Source organism: Staphylococcus sp. HMSC072E01 (genome assembly GCF_001814125.1).
Lineage (GTDB): Bacteria > Bacillota > Bacilli > Staphylococcales > Staphylococcaceae > Staphylococcus > Staphylococcus hominis.
Genome location: NZ_KV814968.1, coordinates 142,147 through 158,176 on the forward strand (window position 1 = coordinate 142,147; position 16,030 = coordinate 158,176).

The 16,030-nt window shown below is 31.9% G+C and carries 14 protein-coding genes; 12 read left to right on the forward strand and 2 right to left on the reverse strand.

Going from position 1 to position 16,030, the window contains the following annotated elements; translation table 11 throughout:
* The 5 genes from glpK (at window position 1) to hfq (ending at window position 5,659) form a co-directional block, all read left to right on the forward strand.
* Window positions 1-1,500, forward strand: coding sequence for a glycerol kinase GlpK (gene glpK / locus HMPREF2953_RS07205; protein ID WP_049336401.1), 1,500 nt, complete (start codon window positions 1-3; stop codon window positions 1,498-1,500).
* A 149-nt stretch (window positions 1,501-1,649) separates the two neighbouring features.
* Window positions 1,650-3,320 carry a glycerol-3-phosphate dehydrogenase/oxidase gene (locus tag HMPREF2953_RS07210; protein WP_070672587.1) on the forward strand — a complete coding sequence of 557 codons (1,671 nt, stop codon included), beginning with the start codon at window positions 1,650-1,652 and terminating at the stop codon, window positions 3,318-3,320.
* 205 nt (window positions 3,321-3,525) lie between these two features.
* Window positions 3,526-4,461 carry an alpha/beta hydrolase gene (locus tag HMPREF2953_RS07215; protein WP_049416220.1) on the forward strand — a complete coding sequence of 312 codons (936 nt, stop codon included), beginning with the start codon at window positions 3,526-3,528 and terminating at the stop codon, window positions 4,459-4,461.
* Between the two features lie 3 nt (window positions 4,462-4,464).
* Window positions 4,465-5,463, forward strand: a complete 999-nt coding sequence (miaA, locus tag HMPREF2953_RS07220) for a tRNA (adenosine(37)-N6)-dimethylallyltransferase MiaA (protein WP_070672591.1) — start codon at window positions 4,465-4,467, stop codon at window positions 5,461-5,463.
* Window positions 5,417-5,659: an RNA chaperone Hfq gene (gene hfq / locus HMPREF2953_RS07225; protein ID WP_002448741.1), complete on the forward strand. Its 243-nt coding sequence runs from the start codon at window positions 5,417-5,419 to the stop codon at window positions 5,657-5,659. The genes miaA and hfq overlap by 47 nt, the downstream gene beginning before the upstream one ends.
* A gap of 189 nt (window positions 5,660-5,848) precedes the next feature.
* On the opposite strand, the gene HMPREF2953_RS07230 is transcribed toward hfq, so the two are convergent.
* Window positions 5,849-6,325 (reverse strand): glutathione peroxidase, encoded by a 477-nt coding sequence (locus HMPREF2953_RS07230; RefSeq protein WP_002448833.1) that lies wholly within the window; start codon window positions 6,323-6,325, stop codon window positions 5,849-5,851.
* A 109-nt stretch (window positions 6,326-6,434) separates the two neighbouring features.
* Between HMPREF2953_RS07230 and hflX the strand changes: the two genes are divergently transcribed.
* The 5 genes from hflX (at window position 6,435) to glnA (ending at window position 12,005) form a co-directional block, all read left to right on the forward strand.
* Window positions 6,435-7,673, forward strand: a complete 1,239-nt coding sequence (gene hflX / locus HMPREF2953_RS07235) for a GTPase HflX (protein ID WP_049336394.1) — start codon at window positions 6,435-6,437, stop codon at window positions 7,671-7,673.
* A 25-nt stretch (window positions 7,674-7,698) separates the two neighbouring features.
* Complete coding sequence (locus HMPREF2953_RS07240; protein ID WP_049336391.1) at window positions 7,699-8,937, forward strand: methionine gamma-lyase family protein; 1,239 nt, start codon at window positions 7,699-7,701, stop codon at window positions 8,935-8,937.
* A gap of 140 nt (window positions 8,938-9,077) precedes the next feature.
* Entirely contained in the window at window positions 9,078-10,052 is a 975-nt protein-coding gene (locus tag HMPREF2953_RS07245) for a tRNA dihydrouridine synthase (protein ID WP_070672594.1), read from the forward strand.
* A gap of 223 nt (window positions 10,053-10,275) precedes the next feature.
* Window positions 10,276-10,644, forward strand: coding sequence for a MerR family transcriptional regulator (locus HMPREF2953_RS07250; RefSeq protein WP_161800506.1), 369 nt, complete (start codon window positions 10,276-10,278; stop codon window positions 10,642-10,644).
* Between the two features lie 20 nt (window positions 10,645-10,664).
* Window positions 10,665-12,005 carry a type I glutamate--ammonia ligase gene (gene glnA / locus HMPREF2953_RS07255; protein ID WP_070672597.1) on the forward strand — a complete coding sequence of 447 codons (1,341 nt, stop codon included), beginning with the start codon at window positions 10,665-10,667 and terminating at the stop codon, window positions 12,003-12,005.
* Between the two features lie 950 nt (window positions 12,006-12,955).
* Here the strand turns inward: glnA and HMPREF2953_RS07260 are convergent.
* Window positions 12,956-13,981 carry a threonine aldolase family protein gene (locus HMPREF2953_RS07260; RefSeq protein WP_070672600.1) on the reverse strand — a complete coding sequence of 342 codons (1,026 nt, stop codon included), beginning with the start codon at window positions 13,979-13,981 and terminating at the stop codon, window positions 12,956-12,958.
* Window positions 13,982-14,205: 224 nt separating this feature from the next.
* On the opposite strand from HMPREF2953_RS07260, the gene HMPREF2953_RS07265 reads away from it, so the two are divergent.
* Together HMPREF2953_RS07265 and cls are read left to right on the forward strand one after the other, a co-directional pair.
* Window positions 14,206-14,400 (forward strand): hypothetical protein, encoded by a 195-nt coding sequence (locus tag HMPREF2953_RS07265; RefSeq protein WP_002448761.1) that lies wholly within the window; start codon window positions 14,206-14,208, stop codon window positions 14,398-14,400.
* A 32-nt stretch (window positions 14,401-14,432) separates the two neighbouring features.
* A complete protein-coding gene (gene cls / locus HMPREF2953_RS07270; protein ID WP_070672603.1) occupies window positions 14,433-15,914 on the forward strand; it encodes a cardiolipin synthase in 1,482 nt (493 codons plus the stop codon).
* The last annotated feature ends 116 nt before the right edge of the window (window positions 15,915-16,030 follow it).

A 16,030-nucleotide genomic window follows, 5' to 3' on the forward strand; every position in this document is an offset into this window, starting at 1 on the left:
ATGGAACAATACATCATGTCAATAGACCAGGGCACAACTAGTTCTAGAGCAATTTTATTTGATGAAGAAGGACAAATTCAAGGCGTTGCGCAAAGAGAATTTAAACAATACTTTCCTAAATCTGGTTGGGTAGAGCATGACGCTAATGAAATTTGGACATCAGTATTAGCAGTAATGGCTGAAGTGATAAATGAAAATGAAATTGATGCTGAACAAATTAAAGGTATTGGTATTACTAACCAACGTGAAACAACGGTCATTTGGGATAAGAAAACAGGCCGCCCAATTTATCATGCAATTGTTTGGCAATCTCGTCAAACACAACATATTTGTAATGAATTAAAAGAACAAGGCCACGAAAAGACATTTCGTAATAAAACAGGTTTATTATTAGACCCTTACTTCTCTGGAACAAAAGTAAGATGGATATTAGATAATGTTAAAGGTGCAAGAGAGAAAGCCGAAAATGGGGATTTATTATTCGGAACTATCGATACCTGGTTAGTGTGGAAACTTTCTGGTGGAGAAGCACATATTACAGACTATTCAAATGCCAGTCGTACATTAATGTATAACATTCATGAACTTAAATGGGATGATGAATTATTAGAATTACTAGATATTCCTAAAGCGATACTTCCAGAGGTTAAAGAATCTAGTGAAGTTTATGCACATACTAAAGATTATCATTTCTTTGGTCAAGAAGTACCAATTGCTGGTATTGCTGGTGACCAACAAGCAGCATTATTTGGTCAAGCTTGTTTCGAACGTGGTGATGTGAAAAATACGTATGGTACTGGCGGATTCATGTTAATGAACACTGGTGAAGAACCTGTAACGTCTGAAAGTGGATTATTAACTACAATTGCTTATGGTCTTGATGGTAAAGTAAACTATGCACTTGAAGGATCAATTTTCGTATCTGGATCAGCAATTCAATGGTTACGTGACGGTTTAAGAATTATTAATTCTGCACCGCAAACTGAAAACTATGCAACACGTGTTAATTCTACTGATAATGTCTACTTTGTTCCTGCATTCGTAGGACTTGGTACACCATATTGGGATTCTGAAGCACGTGGCGCGATTTTTGGATTAACTCGTGGTACTGAAAAAGAACATTTCATTCGTGCAACTTTAGAATCTTTATGTTATCAAACACGCGATGTTATGGAAGCAATGTCTAAAGATTCAGGACTTGAAGTAAATAATTTACGTGTTGATGGTGGCGCAGTAAAAAATAACTTTATAATGCAATTCCAAGCAGATATTGTTGATACATCAGTTGAACGTCCGGAAGTTCAAGAAACAACAGCACTCGGAGCTGCTTATCTAGCAGGTTTAGCCGTAGACTTTTGGGAAGATAAACAAGACATTGCTGAAGGATGGAAATTAGAAAAAGAATTTAATCCAGAAATGTCTGAAGAAACAAGAACTAAGTTATATAAAGGTTGGAAGAAAGCAGTAGAAGCTACTCAGGTCTTTAAACTAGAAGATTAATTTTTAATTATGGCTTAGTTACAAAGAATATGTTATGATGTAGTTAAGTTAATACATTAGTCGAGATTTGAGAGACCTGTTATCATGCAGTATGCTTCTGTGTGTGTATAGGTCTCTCTTTTTTTAATATAAATTTTGGAGGGTATATTATGGCATTATCTACTTTTAATAGGAACTTAATTAAAAAGAATTTAAGAAATAAAGAATTTGACGTTGTAGTTATTGGTGGAGGAATTACTGGTGCAGGTATTGCATTAGATGCTACACAACGTGGTATGAAAGTAGCTTTAGTAGAAATGCAAGACTTTGCGCAAGGGACAAGTTCTCGCTCAACTAAATTAGTACATGGTGGTTTACGTTACTTGAAACAAGCACAAATCAAAGTTGTTGCTGAAACAGGTAAAGAACGTGCAATAGTTTATGAAAATGGTCCCCACGTAACAACTCCTGAATGGATGTTATTACCGATGCATAAAGGGGGTACATTTGGTAAATTCACAACTAATATCGGGTTAACAATGTACGATCGTTTAGCAGGCGTTAAACGTCATGAACGTAAAAAAATGTTATCTAAACAAGCGACTTTAAATAAAGAACCTCTTGTGAAAAAAGATGGTTTAAAAGGTGGCGGTTATTACGTAGAATATCGTACTGACGATGCTCGCTTAACAATTGAAGTGATGAAACGTGCTGCTGAAAAAGGCGCTGAAGTCATTAATCACACTAAATCTACTGACTTCGTATACGATGCTAAAAATAAAGTAAGTGGTATTAAAGTAAAAGATATGCTTACAGGTGAAGAATATCAAATCAACGCTAAAAAAGTAATCAATGCTGCTGGTCCATGGGTAGACGAAGTGAGAAAGAAAGATTATACACGTAATAATAAACAATTACGTTTAACAAAAGGTGTTCACGTAGTTATCGATCAATCAAAATTCCCATTACGTCAAGCGGTTTACTTTGATACTGAAAAAGATGGTCGTATGATTTTTGCTATTCCTCGTGAAGGTAAAGCATATGTAGGTACTACTGATACATTCTATAATAATGAAAAAACAAAACCTTTAACTAACCAAGAAGATAGAGACTATTTAATTGATGCAATCAATTATATGTTCCCTGATGTGCATGTTACAGATGCTGATATTGAATCAACTTGGGCTGGCGTACGTCCATTAATTTTAGAAGATGGAAAAGACCCTTCTGAAATTTCACGTAAAGATGAAATTTGGGAAGGTAAATCAGGATTATTGACCATTGCTGGTGGTAAATTAACTGGATATCGTCATATGGCATTAGAAATTGTTGATTTATTAGCTAAGCGTTTAAAACAAGAATATGGTCTAAAATTTGCGGATAGCAAAACTAAAAATACACCTATTTCTGGTGGAGATGTTGGCGGTAGTAAAAACTTTGAAAACTACGTAAATCGTAAAGTCCAAGAAGGTAAAGCACTTGGATTAAGCACAGATGGGGCACATAATTTAGCTTCAAAATACGGTTCAAATGTAGATAAATTATTCGCAATTGCACAATTAACGAATGAAAAAGATTTAAATATGCCATTAGAATTATACGTTCAATTAGTTTATAGTGTACAAAACGAAATGGTATATAAACCAACTGATTTCTTAATTCGTCGTACTGGTAAATTATATTTTGACATCAATACAGTTAAACAATATAAACAAGCAATTATTGATGAATTAGATAAATTATTAAATTATACTGCTGAACAAAAAAATGAATTTTCTAAAGAAGTTGATGAAGCTATTGAAGAAGCAACACATGGTAATCATCAACCTGCAGAAAAATAAATATAGTTAAAATAGTATATTAACTGAGATTGGGTAAAAGCACTCAATCTCAGTTTTTTATATTTTGATAAAATTTTTGAATTTAAAGTATATATAACCTATTAAAAAGTGACAAACTATTTGATAACATTAAAGAGTATAGGTATATTAGTAGGAATAGTACGTTGTTAACATATCATTATAGAAAGAGATTGGAGGCATATACATGGGGCAAAGTGCTTATAAAATAACTGTAGAAGATGGAACAACTTTAGAAGTTAAAGTAGATAAAGCGAACATAGCGACTTATGGTATTATACATATATTTCATGGTATGGCTGAACATATGGATCGATACGAAACACTTGTTAATGCTTTAACACATCAAGGTTATGATGTGATTAGACATAATCATAGAGGACATGGGAAAGAGATTGATGAGAAAGAACGTGGACATTACGACAGCATGAATCAAGTCGTTCAAGATGCGTTTGAAATTGCACAAACATTATATGATAGTGAGAAAGGATTACCCTATATTGTATTAGGGCATTCAATGGGATCTATTATTGCACGTTTATTCGTTGAAACTTATCCAAATTTTGCTAATGGATTGATATTAACTGGAACAGGACAATATCCTAAATGGAAAGGAATTCCTGCAGGGATCAGTTTGAAATTAATTTCTATTTTTACTGGGAAGCGCAAGCGTTTAAAATGGGTCAATCAACTCATTTACAAATCATTTAACAAAAAGATTGATCAACCACGAACTGAAAGTGACTGGCTTTCATCACAATCTACAGAAGTTGATAAATTCGTAAACGATGAGTATACCGGCTTTTTAGTTTCAAACCAATTAATTTATGAAACAGTAAAACATATGACACGTACTGCAAATTATAGTCAATTAAAAAAAATAAATAAACAGTTACCAATATTGATGATTTCAGGAAAAAATGATCCTTTTGGAGAGTATGGCAGAGGTATTAAATCCTTAGCCAAAAAATTTAAAAAGGCTGGTATTAAACATATTACGGTACAACTTTATGCAAATAGAAGACATGAAATATTATTTGAAGTTGATCAACAAATGATATGGAATCATATGTTTGATTGGATTCAAAAACAAGTATTGAAAAATAATCAGAGTGAGGCGTAATCATTGCAAGCATCAAAAAAACCTTTTCTAGTAGTCATTGTAGGGCCGACAGCTTCGGGTAAAACAGAATTGAGTATCGAATTAGCTAAAAAAATGAATGGAGAAATCATTAGTGGCGATTCGATGCAAGTATACCGTCAAATGAATATAGGTACTGCAAAGGTAACAGAAACAGAAATGGAAGAGATCCCCCATTATTTAATAGATATCTTAAATCCTGATGAATCATTTTCTGCATACGAATTTAAAAAAAGAGCAGAAGTGCTTATTGAAGATATTACAAAAAGAGGTAAAGTACCTATTATTGCAGGAGGTACAGGTTTATATATTCAATCTTTAATTTACGATTATCCTTTTGATGATGAAAATATATCAGTAGAAAAAGAATTAAGAGTAAAAGAAAAAATAGATGCATTAAATCAATTAAATAATGATGACTTACATCGCTACTTAGCATCGTTTGATGAAACATCAGCTAAAGATATTCATCCAAATAATAGAAAAAGAGTACTTAGAGCGATTGAATATTACTTAAAAACAAAAAAACTTTTAAGTTCTCGAAAGAAAGTTCAACAATTTACAGAAAATTATGATACATTATTAGTAGGGATTGAAATGTCGCGCAAAACATTATATACAAGAATAAATAAACGTGTTGATATTATGTTGGGCCACGGATTATTTAATGAAGTGAAAGCACTAGTTGAACAAGGTTTTGAATCTAGTCAGAGTATGCAAGCAATTGGTTACAAAGAACTTGTCCCTGTTATAAAAGGAGAAATGGAATTAGAACCAGCTATAGAATTATTGAAACAACATTCAAGGCAATATGCGAAAAGGCAACTCACATGGTTTAAAAACAAAATGAATGTTCAATGGTTTGATAGAGAGACAATGTCACTTCAAATGATGTTAGATGAGATTACAACCCAAATAAATAAAAGGAGTTCTAAACATGATTGCAAACCAAAACATCCAAGATCAAGCACTAGAGAACTTTAAAGCAGAACAAACGGAAATTACTGTATTTTTCTTAAATGGTTTTCAAATGAAAGGCGTTATCGAAGACTTTGATAAATACATGATTAGCTTAGTTTCTCAAGGCAAACAACATTTGATTTACAAACATGCGATCAGCACTTTCACTGTGGATACAGAATCTACTGATTCAGAAGCTACAGGTGAAGGTGAAGAATAAGTTGTAATTAAAGTGCCAAGTTACTGACTTTTAGAGCGTAGTCCACGGTCAAAATGTATACGTAGCTTGCAAAATTCTCATCAATTTTTGCACTTTTGAACAAATAGAGGAAATGTTTGTAATAAAACAAAGCTTCAATATAGAACGATTGTCTATGACATAGTCATCTATATTGAAGCTTTTATTTATTTATAGAAGTTTTTCAATATCTTTTTCAATTTGAGCAGGTTTTTTCTGAGGTGAGAAGCGTTGAACAATATTACCTTCACGGTCAACTAAAAACTTAGTAAAATTCCATTTAATTTTTTCACTTAACATACCTTTAGCTTGACTTGTTAAATAACGAAACAATGGATGTTGGTTATCGCCTTTAACGTCAACTTTTTCGTGAATAGGGAATGTGACACCGTAGTTAATTTTACAATTTTGATTTGCTTCAGCACCAGAACCAGGTTCTTGACCACCAAACTGATTGCATGGGAAACCTAAAACAATAAATCCTTGGTCCTTATATTTATTATATAGTTCTTGTAATCCTTCAAATTGTGGTGTAAATCCACATTCACTCGCTGTATTAACGATAAGCATAACATCGCCTTTATATACATCTAATTTATAATTTTCACCATTAGATTTTTGAACTTCAAAATCATAAATATTTTCCATACTATCACCCTTTCAACTTAGCTTTAATTTAACATAGTTTTAGTCGTTAGTCTTTAAACTTGCTCTATGATAGAATATGTAAGACATGTTAAAAAAGGAGATGTATATCATGGCTCAGCAACACACTTATGATACAAAGAAAAAGCTAGAAACTGCTGTATTAGTTGGTGTACATGCTCAAAGTGATCATCAATATAATTTTGAATCTACAATGGAAGAATTAGAAGCTTTAGCGTTGACTTGTCAATTAGATGTTATAGGACAAGTCACTCAAAATAAAGATCAATTTGATTATAAATATTATGTTGGCAAAGGTAAGATTGATGAAATTAAAGCTTTTATAGAATTTCATGACATCGATGTTGTTGTGACAAATGATGAATTAACAACAGCACAATCAAAAACATTAAATGATAATTTGGGCATTAAAATTATCGATAGAACACAGCTCATTCTTGAAATTTTTGCTTTAAGAGCGCGTAGTAGAGAAGGTAAATTACAAGTTGAATTAGCTCAACTCGATTACTTACTCCCTAGATTACAAGGACATGGAAAAAGTTTATCTCGTTTAGGCGGGGGAATTGGTACGCGTGGTCCTGGTGAAACAAAATTAGAAATGGATAGACGTCATATTAGAACACGTATGAATGAAATTAAACATCAACTTAAAACAGTGGTCGAACATCGTGAAAGATATCGTAATCAACGCGAACAAAATCAAGTATTTCAAATTGCACTTATTGGCTATACCAATGCTGGAAAATCTTCTTGGTTTAATGTTTTAGCAAACGAAACGACTTTTGAAAAAGATTTACTATTTGCCACACTTGACCCTAAAACACGACAAATACAAATTAACAATGGGTTTAATTTAATTATTTCTGATACCGTAGGCTTCATTCAAAAGTTGCCTACAACATTAGTAGCAGCATTTAAGTCGACATTAGAAGAAGCAAAAAGCGCAAATCTACTTCTACATGTTGTTGATGCAAGTCATCCAGAATATCGAGCTCAATATGATACGGTTAATCAATTGGTAAAAGACTTAGATATGGATGGCCTTCCACAAGCAATCATTTTTAATAAAAAAGATCAATGTTCTGAAGAAACTGATGTACCGGTATCAGACCATCCGTCTGTATTTGTATCAAGTCGCAATAGTGAAGATAAATTAAAAGTGAAGCAGTTACTGTTTGATCAAATAAAAGCGACTTTGTCATATTACGTAGAAACTGTATCTAGTGAAGATGCAGATAGATTATATTTTTTAAAACAACATACACTTATCGAAGAAATGAAATTTGATGAGAATAATGAAAGTTATATCGTTAAAGGATATAGAAAATAATTATATATAAAGGAAGATAAATTGCATGTCAGATATTCAACACATCGTTTCTGAAGTAGAAGAAACGTTAACACCCTTTTTTAAAGAAATTGAAGAAACTGCTTATATCAACCAAGAAAAGGTTCTTGATGCTTTTCATCATGTTAAAGCGAGCGAGAATGATTTAGTAGGTTCTACAGGATATGGTTATGATGATTTTGGACGTGATCATTTAGAAGAGATATATGCTTATACGTTTAAAGCAGAAGATGCAATTGTTAGACCTCAAATTATTTCAGGTACTCATGCAATTACATTAGCATTGCAAAGTACACTCAAATATGGCGATGAATTGATGTACATTACAGGTAGTCCCTATGACACCTTACTTGAAGTGATTGGTGTTAATGGTAATGGTATTGAAAGTCTCAAAGAGCATGGCGTGACATATAAAGAAGTTGCATTAAAAGATGGAATGATTGATATTGAAATGGTTTTAAATACTATTTCGAAACAAACGAAAGTTGTTGCTATTCAACGTTCAAAAGGGTATGGCCAACGACCTTCAATTACAGTAGATGAAATAGAAAATGTTATTTCTCAAATTAAACAACGATATCCAAATGTAATTGTTTTTGTAGATAATTGCTATGGAGAGTTTGTAGAGCGTCGAGAACCAATAGAAGTGGGCGCAGATTTAATTGCAGGGTCATTAATAAAAAATCCTGGTGGTGGATTAGCCAAAATTGGTGGTTACATTGCAGGACGAAAAGATTTAATCGAACGATGTGGTTATCGTTTAACTGCACCTGGGATTGGTAAAGAAGCGGGTGCTTCATTATCTTCATTGCAAGAAATGTATCAAGGATTCTTTTTAGCACCGCATGTAGTGAGTCAAAGTTTAAAAGGCTCACTATTTACAAGTTTACTTCTTGAAAAAATGAATATGAACACAGTACCCAAGTACGATGCTAAGCGTACAGACTTAATTCAAACCGTTCAATTTGATACAAAAGAACAGATGATTGCATTTTGTCAAAGTATTCAACATGCTTCACCAATTAATGCACACTTTAGTCCTGAACCTAGTTATATGCCTGGTTATGAAGATGATGTCATCATGGCAGCAGGAACATTTGTGCAAGGCTCCTCTATTGAATTATCAGCAGATGGTCCGATTCGTCCGCCTTATGAGGCATATGTGCAAGGTGGTCTAACTTATGAACATGTTAAAATTGCAGTAACACGTGCGGTAATGAATTTAAAAGAACAGAATTTAATTTAAGTAGTATAACAAAATATTCAAAAATAAATAGTAATAAAAATAATGAGAGTGAATTTCTTTTTGTATATGGATTTATTTTATGATAATATATCATGGTTAATTATACGAGATACTAATGAATAAGAAGGTTTAAATCAATTATGAAAGAAAATTTTTGGAATGAATTACCACGTCCATTTTTCATTTTAGCGCCGATGGAAGACGTGACAGACATTGTTTTTCGACATGTAGTAAGTGAAGCAGCGAGACCGGATGTATTTTTTACTGAATTTACAAATACGGAGAGTTTTTGTCATCCAGAAGGGATACATAGTGTACGAGGACGTTTAACATTCAGTGAAGATGAACAGCCTATGGTTGCTCATATATGGGGTGATAAGCCAGAACAATTTAAAGAAATGAGTTTTGGTTTAGCAGATATGGGCTTTAAAGGTATTGATTTAAATATGGGCTGTCCTGTCGCAAATGTTGCCAAAAAGGGTAAAGGGTCTGGGTTAATTTTACGACCAGAAAAAGCAGCTGAAATTATTCAAGCAGCCAAGGCAGGTGGACTACCTGTTAGTGTTAAAACACGTCTAGGTTATTATAATATAGAGGAATGGAAAGAATGGTTAAGACATGTATTTAAGCAAGACATTGCAAACTTATCTATCCATCTTCGTACACGTAAAGAAATGAGTAAAGTTGATGCACATTGGGAATTAATTGAAGCCATTAAAAAAATGCGTGATGAAGTGGCGCCTCAAACATTATTAACTATTAATGGTGATATTCCAGATAGACAAAAAGGAATGGAACTTGCGACGAAATATGGTATTGATGGAGTGATGATTGGAAGAGGTATTTTCCATAATCCTTTTGCTTTTGAAAAAGACCCACGCGAACATACAAGTAAAGAACTCTTGGATTTATTTAGATTACATTTAGAGTTATTTGAAAAGTATTCAAATGAAGAAACACAACAATTTAAAAGTTTACGACGTTTCTTTAAAATTTATGTGCGAGGTATTAGAGGTGCAAGTGAATTACGACATCAATTAATGAGTACAGAAAATGTGGATGAAGCTCGAGCATTACTTGATGATTTTGAAGCAAATATGGAAGGTAACCATTAATAAAGCTTAAGTTTTCAAAACTCAACAATAAGAATACGCTATCGTATTGATGTCGTAAAAAATAATTTTTAAATAGTAAAAAGCCTGTAGATAACTGTATCTATGGGCTTTATATTTATATGTAAGAAATATTTAATTTTCATGTAAGAAAACCTGACATATTTTTGTATTTCGTATTAATCTATGCTAAATTATAGACAAGTTCAAAAGTAGAGGTGAGGTTATAGTGTCTAACGATACAATAAGACGTAATATGGCCGTGTTCTCTATGAGTGTTGTTTGTAAATTGACAGAACTCACAGCAAGACAAATACGTTATTATGAAACACATGAACTCATTAAGCCCGAACGTACCGAAGGAAATAAAAGGTTATTCTCTATGAATGATTTAGAGAGACTGTTAGAAATTAAAGCGTTAATTGAAAAAGGTTTTAATTTAAAAGGTATTAAACAAATAATTACAAATAATCAAGGGCACTTAACTACTGATGAACAAGAAACGAGAAAAAGAATGATTGTAGATGCAACTCAGAAACCGCGCAGTGAAGCTTTACCGATAAACCGTGGCGATTTATCACGATTTATTAATTAATTACTTGGAGGATGTCTACCATGCCAAAACGTACTTTTACAAAAGAAGATATTCGCAAATTTGCCAAAGAGGAAAACGTAAGATATCTAAGATTACAATTCACTGATATCTTAGGCACAATTAAAAATGTTGAAGTTCCAGTAAGCCAATTAGAAAAAGTGTTAGATAATGAAATGATGTTTGATGGATCTTCAATCGAAGGTTTCGTACGTATTGAAGAATCAGATATGTATTTATACCCAGATTTAGATACTTGGGTTATCTTCCCTTGGACAGCAGGTCAAGGCAAAGTAGCACGTTTAATTTGTGATGTTTATACAACTGATGGAGAACCATTTGCTGGGGATCCACGTACGAACTTAAAACGTATATTAAAAGAAATGGAAGACTTAGGTTATACAGATTTCAACTTAGGACCTGAACCGGAATTCTTCTTATTCAAATTGGATGAAAAAGGTGAACCAACATTAGAATTAAATGATAATGGTGGTTACTTTGACTTAGCACCAACTGACTTAGGTGAAAATTGTCGTCGTGACATCGTCCTTGAATTAGAAGATATGGGCTTTGATATCGAAGCAAGTCACCATGAAGTAGCACCAGGTCAACACGAAATTGACTTCAAATATGCAGATGCAATTTCAGCATGTGACAACATTCAAACATTTAAATTAGTTGTTAAAACAATTGCACGTAAACATAATTTACATGCGACATTTATGCCAAAACCATTATTTGGTGTAAATGGAAGTGGTATGCACTTCAACGTATCTTTATTCAAAGGCAAAGAAAATGCATTCTTTGATCCAAACGGCAAAGATCAATTAACTGAAGATGCTTATTACTTTACTGCAGGTATCTTAAATAATGCACGTGGATTTACAGCAGTATGTAACCCATTAGTCAATTCATATAAGCGTTTAGTACCTGGTTACGAAGCGCCATGTTACATTGCTTGGAGTGGTAAAAACCGTTCTCCATTAGTACGTGTACCTACTTCAAGAGGTTTATCAACTCGTATTGAAGTACGTTCAGTTGACCCAGCTGCTAACCCATATATGGCTTTAGCTGCGATCTTACAAGCTGGTTTAGACGGTATTAAAAACAAAACTAAAGTACCAGAACCAGTAAACCAAAATATCTATGAAATGAATCGTGAAGAACGTGAAGCAGTAGGTATTCAAGATTTACCATCTACACTTTACACTGCATTAAAAGCAATGCGTGAAAACGATACAGTTAAAAAAGCATTAGGTAATCACATCTATAATCAATTTATTAATTCTAAATCTATCGAATGGGACTATTACAGAACTCAAGTGTCTGAATGGGAACGCGATCAATACATGAAACAATACTAATCGCTAAGCAAAAAGGGGAAAAACTTAGGGATATAAGAAGTTAAGGCATTTGCCTTAGCTTCTTTTTTGTTTAAAAATAATCTATTTTTACTTGATCACTTTCTTAAAAGTAGTGAATTGGTCAATTTTTGGTCAAGTAAGTATTAAAAAACATTCTTTATATACTTTTCAAAATTTTTTAGTTTAATCATAGATCGTTTAGCTTTTTATTTAATTTTCAATATTGGTTTATAAATGTTAATTTTTATTTAGAACATTCAAAGTAATATTATGACAGAAAGACAGAACAATAAGAGTTTAGACAATAATGACGAACAAATATAGAAAATGAGAAAAACTTCTTTTAATTAGAAATATTCCGAAAATAAATAAAAGTATATACATTAATTTTAATGTTGCTTTGACCAATCAACTTGATATTGTATCTATTAATCAAGTGATTACGGACTTTTTGCTCTTCTTTCGTTCTGTAAATTTCGTTATGATTATAAGTTTTCTGGTTACTATTTTGTTGTGACGGAGATATATAGTACACTGTGTATCATCAGGTGTGATGTATCCAATCGTATCATCAGTTAATACCATTCATTATGATATTGATTTTGTTTACTATTATTATTTTGAATAGTATTGAATTGTATTGCTGCTTGATTCTTATTTGCAGTTTGATTGAGAGTTTTAAGTAATCAAATGATAAGATGATGTGTTTTTTATTTTTGTTATTATCTTGCTTTTTTTATCTTTTTTATCGATATTTTAAGAAGTATATTTTTTAGTTTTTCATGTTCGTCTACCACTAATTATATTTTTATAGTATGTAGCTCTTATTTTTAGATAATATTTATTAAATATATCTGTAAAACCTGTATGAATTATAAAAATATTATGTAAACATAAAAATATAGACCCAGAGTACGTCATCTTAAGGTCTATATTAAATCAATTAATAATTAAATTAATTCTAAAAGTTTGTCTACATTTTCCTCAGTTGTTGCCCAACTCGTTGCAAATCTCACAACACGATGTGTATCATCGTATTTTTCCCAAATTGCAAATCTCACTTTACTCTGAAGATCTTTAATCTTATCATCACTTAATACGAAAAACTGTTGATTAGTAGGAGAATCAAAATACACTTTATATCCTTTATCGATAAATCCTTGCTTCATTTTATTCGCCATATTAATAGCATGTCGACTAATGTCAAAATACAAGTTATTAGTAAATAATTCCAAAAATTGAATACCAACTAAACGCCCCTTAGCAAGTAGGGCACCATGCTGTTTAATACGTGTAGTGAAATGTTTAGGTTCATTATTGTTTGTGAATACAATCGCTTCACCACATAGTGCACCAATCTTTGTACCACCAATATAAAAAATGTCACAGTAATTAGCAATATCTTCAATTGTGACATCTGTTTCATTACTCATTAAACCATAACCTAATCGTGCACCATCCATAAATAATGGAATATGATGTTCCTTACAGACGTCTGATAAATTCTTGAGTTCTTCTTTGCTATAAAGCGTTCCATATTCAGTAGGATGAGAAATATATACCATACCAGGAAATACCATATGTTCACGCTTGAAATCACTATAAAAAGTTTCAAGATAGGTATTTACTTCTTTAGGTGAAATTTTACCTTCATAAGATGGCACTGCTAATACTTTATGACCACTAAATTCTATAGCGCCCCCTTCATGTACTGCCACATGACCTGTATCTGCTGAAATAACTCCTTCATATGGCTTTAATACAGTATTAATAACAACTTGATTTGTTTGTGTACCACTAACTAAAAAGCGAACAGTGGCTTCAGGACATTGAATCGTTTTTCGAATTTGATCAGCGGCTTGTTTTGAAAATTGATCATCCCCATAACCCGAAGCTTGAATATAATTTGTATTAATAAAACGTTGTAAAATTTTTGGATGTGCACCTTCTAGGTAATCATTTTCAAAAGATATCATCGAATTCCTCCCTAACTTCCTTATGCTTATTCTAAACTGATTATTCTGAAAATTCGAATAGAATGTGTTTAGTATACACCACCTTTTTACAAATGTGAATTTAAGTGAATAAAAATAAAAATGTAAGCGTTTTTAAAAGATATCCTATTATCCTTACAATTTAGTTGATAAATATATGTAAAAAGACTATGATTTAAACAAATATATGAAATGGAGTGTTACAAATGAGCAAAGTAAAATTTAAAAGAATTCAAGAACAAACAATTGAAGAGTTGGAAAATGAAATTAATCAATATTTAGCAAGTGAAGAAGGTAGTCGCTATGAATTATTAAATGTTTCAATTGATAAAATTGAAGAACGCCAATTTCCTAATAATGAAGAAATATTAAGTGCCTTTTTAATATTAGCCGATAAATAAAAGTTGAATTTGAGAAGTAGGAGTTTAGAATTATGATAAGTCTTTTTGGCCCTAAAATTGGTACAATATTGAATATCATTTTAGTGCTTGGATTTTTAGTCAATTTAGTGTTGGCTTTTATTTTGATTTTTCTAGAGCGTAACAGACGTAGTGCATCTTCGACATGGGCTTGGATATTTGTATTATTTGTATTACCAGTGCTTGGATTTATTCTCTATCTATTTTTCGGTAGAACAGTTTCAAAAAGAAAAATGGAGAAAAATAATGGTAAAGAGTTAGATGTTTACAAAGATTTGATTGATGAACAAGCTCATAAAATTGATCATCACAACTATCATACAGAAAATAAACAGCTACAAAATCATCAAGATATGGCAAGAATGCTATTAAAGAAACAAGATGCTTTTATTACTGAAGACAATACAATTGATTTATTTATTGATGGTCATGAATTATATGACAAAGTAATCGAAGATATTTATAATGCGAAAGATTACATACATTTAGAGTACTTTGGATTTGAAATCGATGGTCTAGGCAAACGAATTATCGATGCCCTAGAAACAAAGTTAAAAGAAGGTTTAGAAGTTAAATTACTCTACGATGATGTGGGTTCAAAAAAATTAAAACGTCACAAATTTAAACGTTTTGAATCATTAGGTGGAGAGGTAGAAGCATTTTTTGCATCTAAACTACCAATTATTAACTTTAGAATGAATAATCGTAACCATCGGAAGATTATTGTTATTGATGGTCAAATCGGGTATATTGGTGGATTTAACGTAGGTGACGATTATTTAGGTTTAGGTAAACTAGGATACTGGAGAGATACGCATTTAAGAGTACAAGGTGATGTTGTAAATGCACTTCAAATTAGATTTATTCTTGATTGGAACTCTCAAGCACATCGTCCACAATTTGAATATGATAATAAGTATTTTCCTAAAAAGAAAGTACACAATGGTCATTCAGCCATTCAAATTGGTTCAAGTGGACCTGCATATGAATTACATCAAATTGAGTTTGGATATACCAAAATGATTATGAGTGCGAAAAAATCTATTTATATTCAAACCCCTTACTTTATACCAGATCGAGCTTACATTAATGCATTGAAAATGGCAGCCAATACTGGCGTTGATGTTAACATAATGATTCCATGTAAACCTGATCATCCCTTTGTCTACTGGTCTACATTTTCAAATGTTGCTGAATTACTTGAGTATGGAGTAAAAGTGTATACGTATCAAAATGGATTTATACATTCTAAAATGTTAATGATTGATGATGAAGTCAGTAGTGTAGGTTCATCTAATATGGACTACAGAAGCTTTGTATTGAACTTTGAAGTTAATGCATTCGTATATGATGAACAATTAGCTAAGAAGTTAAAAGAGGCATATAAAGAAGATATTAAAAAGTCTAAACAACTTACACTTGAGAAATATAAAAAACGACCATTATCAATTAAATTCAAAGAAGATATTGCCAAATTATTATCACCGATCTTGTAAGAATAATAAAACCGATAAAGCATTGTGCTTTGTCGGTTTTATTAATGTGACAAATGTCACTTAAAAATAATGACATTTTTATCTGAAATTATAACTTGTTTGTTGATAAATTATTG

What these genes read in the sequence shown, in the direction of transcription:
- glpK (WP_049336401.1), top strand. Translation starts at nt 1, where the DNA reads ATGGAACAATACATCATGTCAATAGACCAGGGCACAACTAGTTCTAGA.
- HMPREF2953_RS07210 (WP_070672587.1), top strand. Translation starts at nt 1,650, where the DNA reads ATGGCATTATCTACTTTTAATAGGAACTTAATTAAAAAGAATTTAAGA.
- HMPREF2953_RS07215 (WP_049416220.1), top strand. Translation starts at nt 3,526, where the DNA reads ATGGGGCAAAGTGCTTATAAAATAACTGTAGAAGATGGAACAACTTTA.
- hfq (WP_002448741.1), top strand. Translation starts at nt 5,417, where the DNA reads ATGATTGCAAACCAAAACATCCAAGATCAAGCACTAGAGAACTTTAAA.
- HMPREF2953_RS07230 (WP_002448833.1), bottom strand. Translation starts at nt 6,325, where the DNA reads ATGGAAAATATTTATGATTTTGAAGTTCAAAAATCTAATGGTGAAAAT.
- hflX (WP_049336394.1), top strand. Translation starts at nt 6,435, where the DNA reads ATGGCTCAGCAACACACTTATGATACAAAGAAAAAGCTAGAAACTGCT.
- HMPREF2953_RS07240 (WP_049336391.1), top strand. Translation starts at nt 7,699, where the DNA reads ATGTCAGATATTCAACACATCGTTTCTGAAGTAGAAGAAACGTTAACA.
- HMPREF2953_RS07245 (WP_070672594.1), top strand. Translation starts at nt 9,078, where the DNA reads ATGAAAGAAAATTTTTGGAATGAATTACCACGTCCATTTTTCATTTTA.
- glnA (WP_070672597.1), top strand. Translation starts at nt 10,665, where the DNA reads ATGCCAAAACGTACTTTTACAAAAGAAGATATTCGCAAATTTGCCAAA.
- HMPREF2953_RS07260 (WP_070672600.1), bottom strand. Translation starts at nt 13,981, where the DNA reads ATGATATCTTTTGAAAATGATTACCTAGAAGGTGCACATCCAAAAATT.
- HMPREF2953_RS07265 (WP_002448761.1), top strand. Translation starts at nt 14,206, where the DNA reads ATGAGCAAAGTAAAATTTAAAAGAATTCAAGAACAAACAATTGAAGAG.
- cls (WP_070672603.1), top strand. Translation starts at nt 14,433, where the DNA reads ATGATAAGTCTTTTTGGCCCTAAAATTGGTACAATATTGAATATCATT.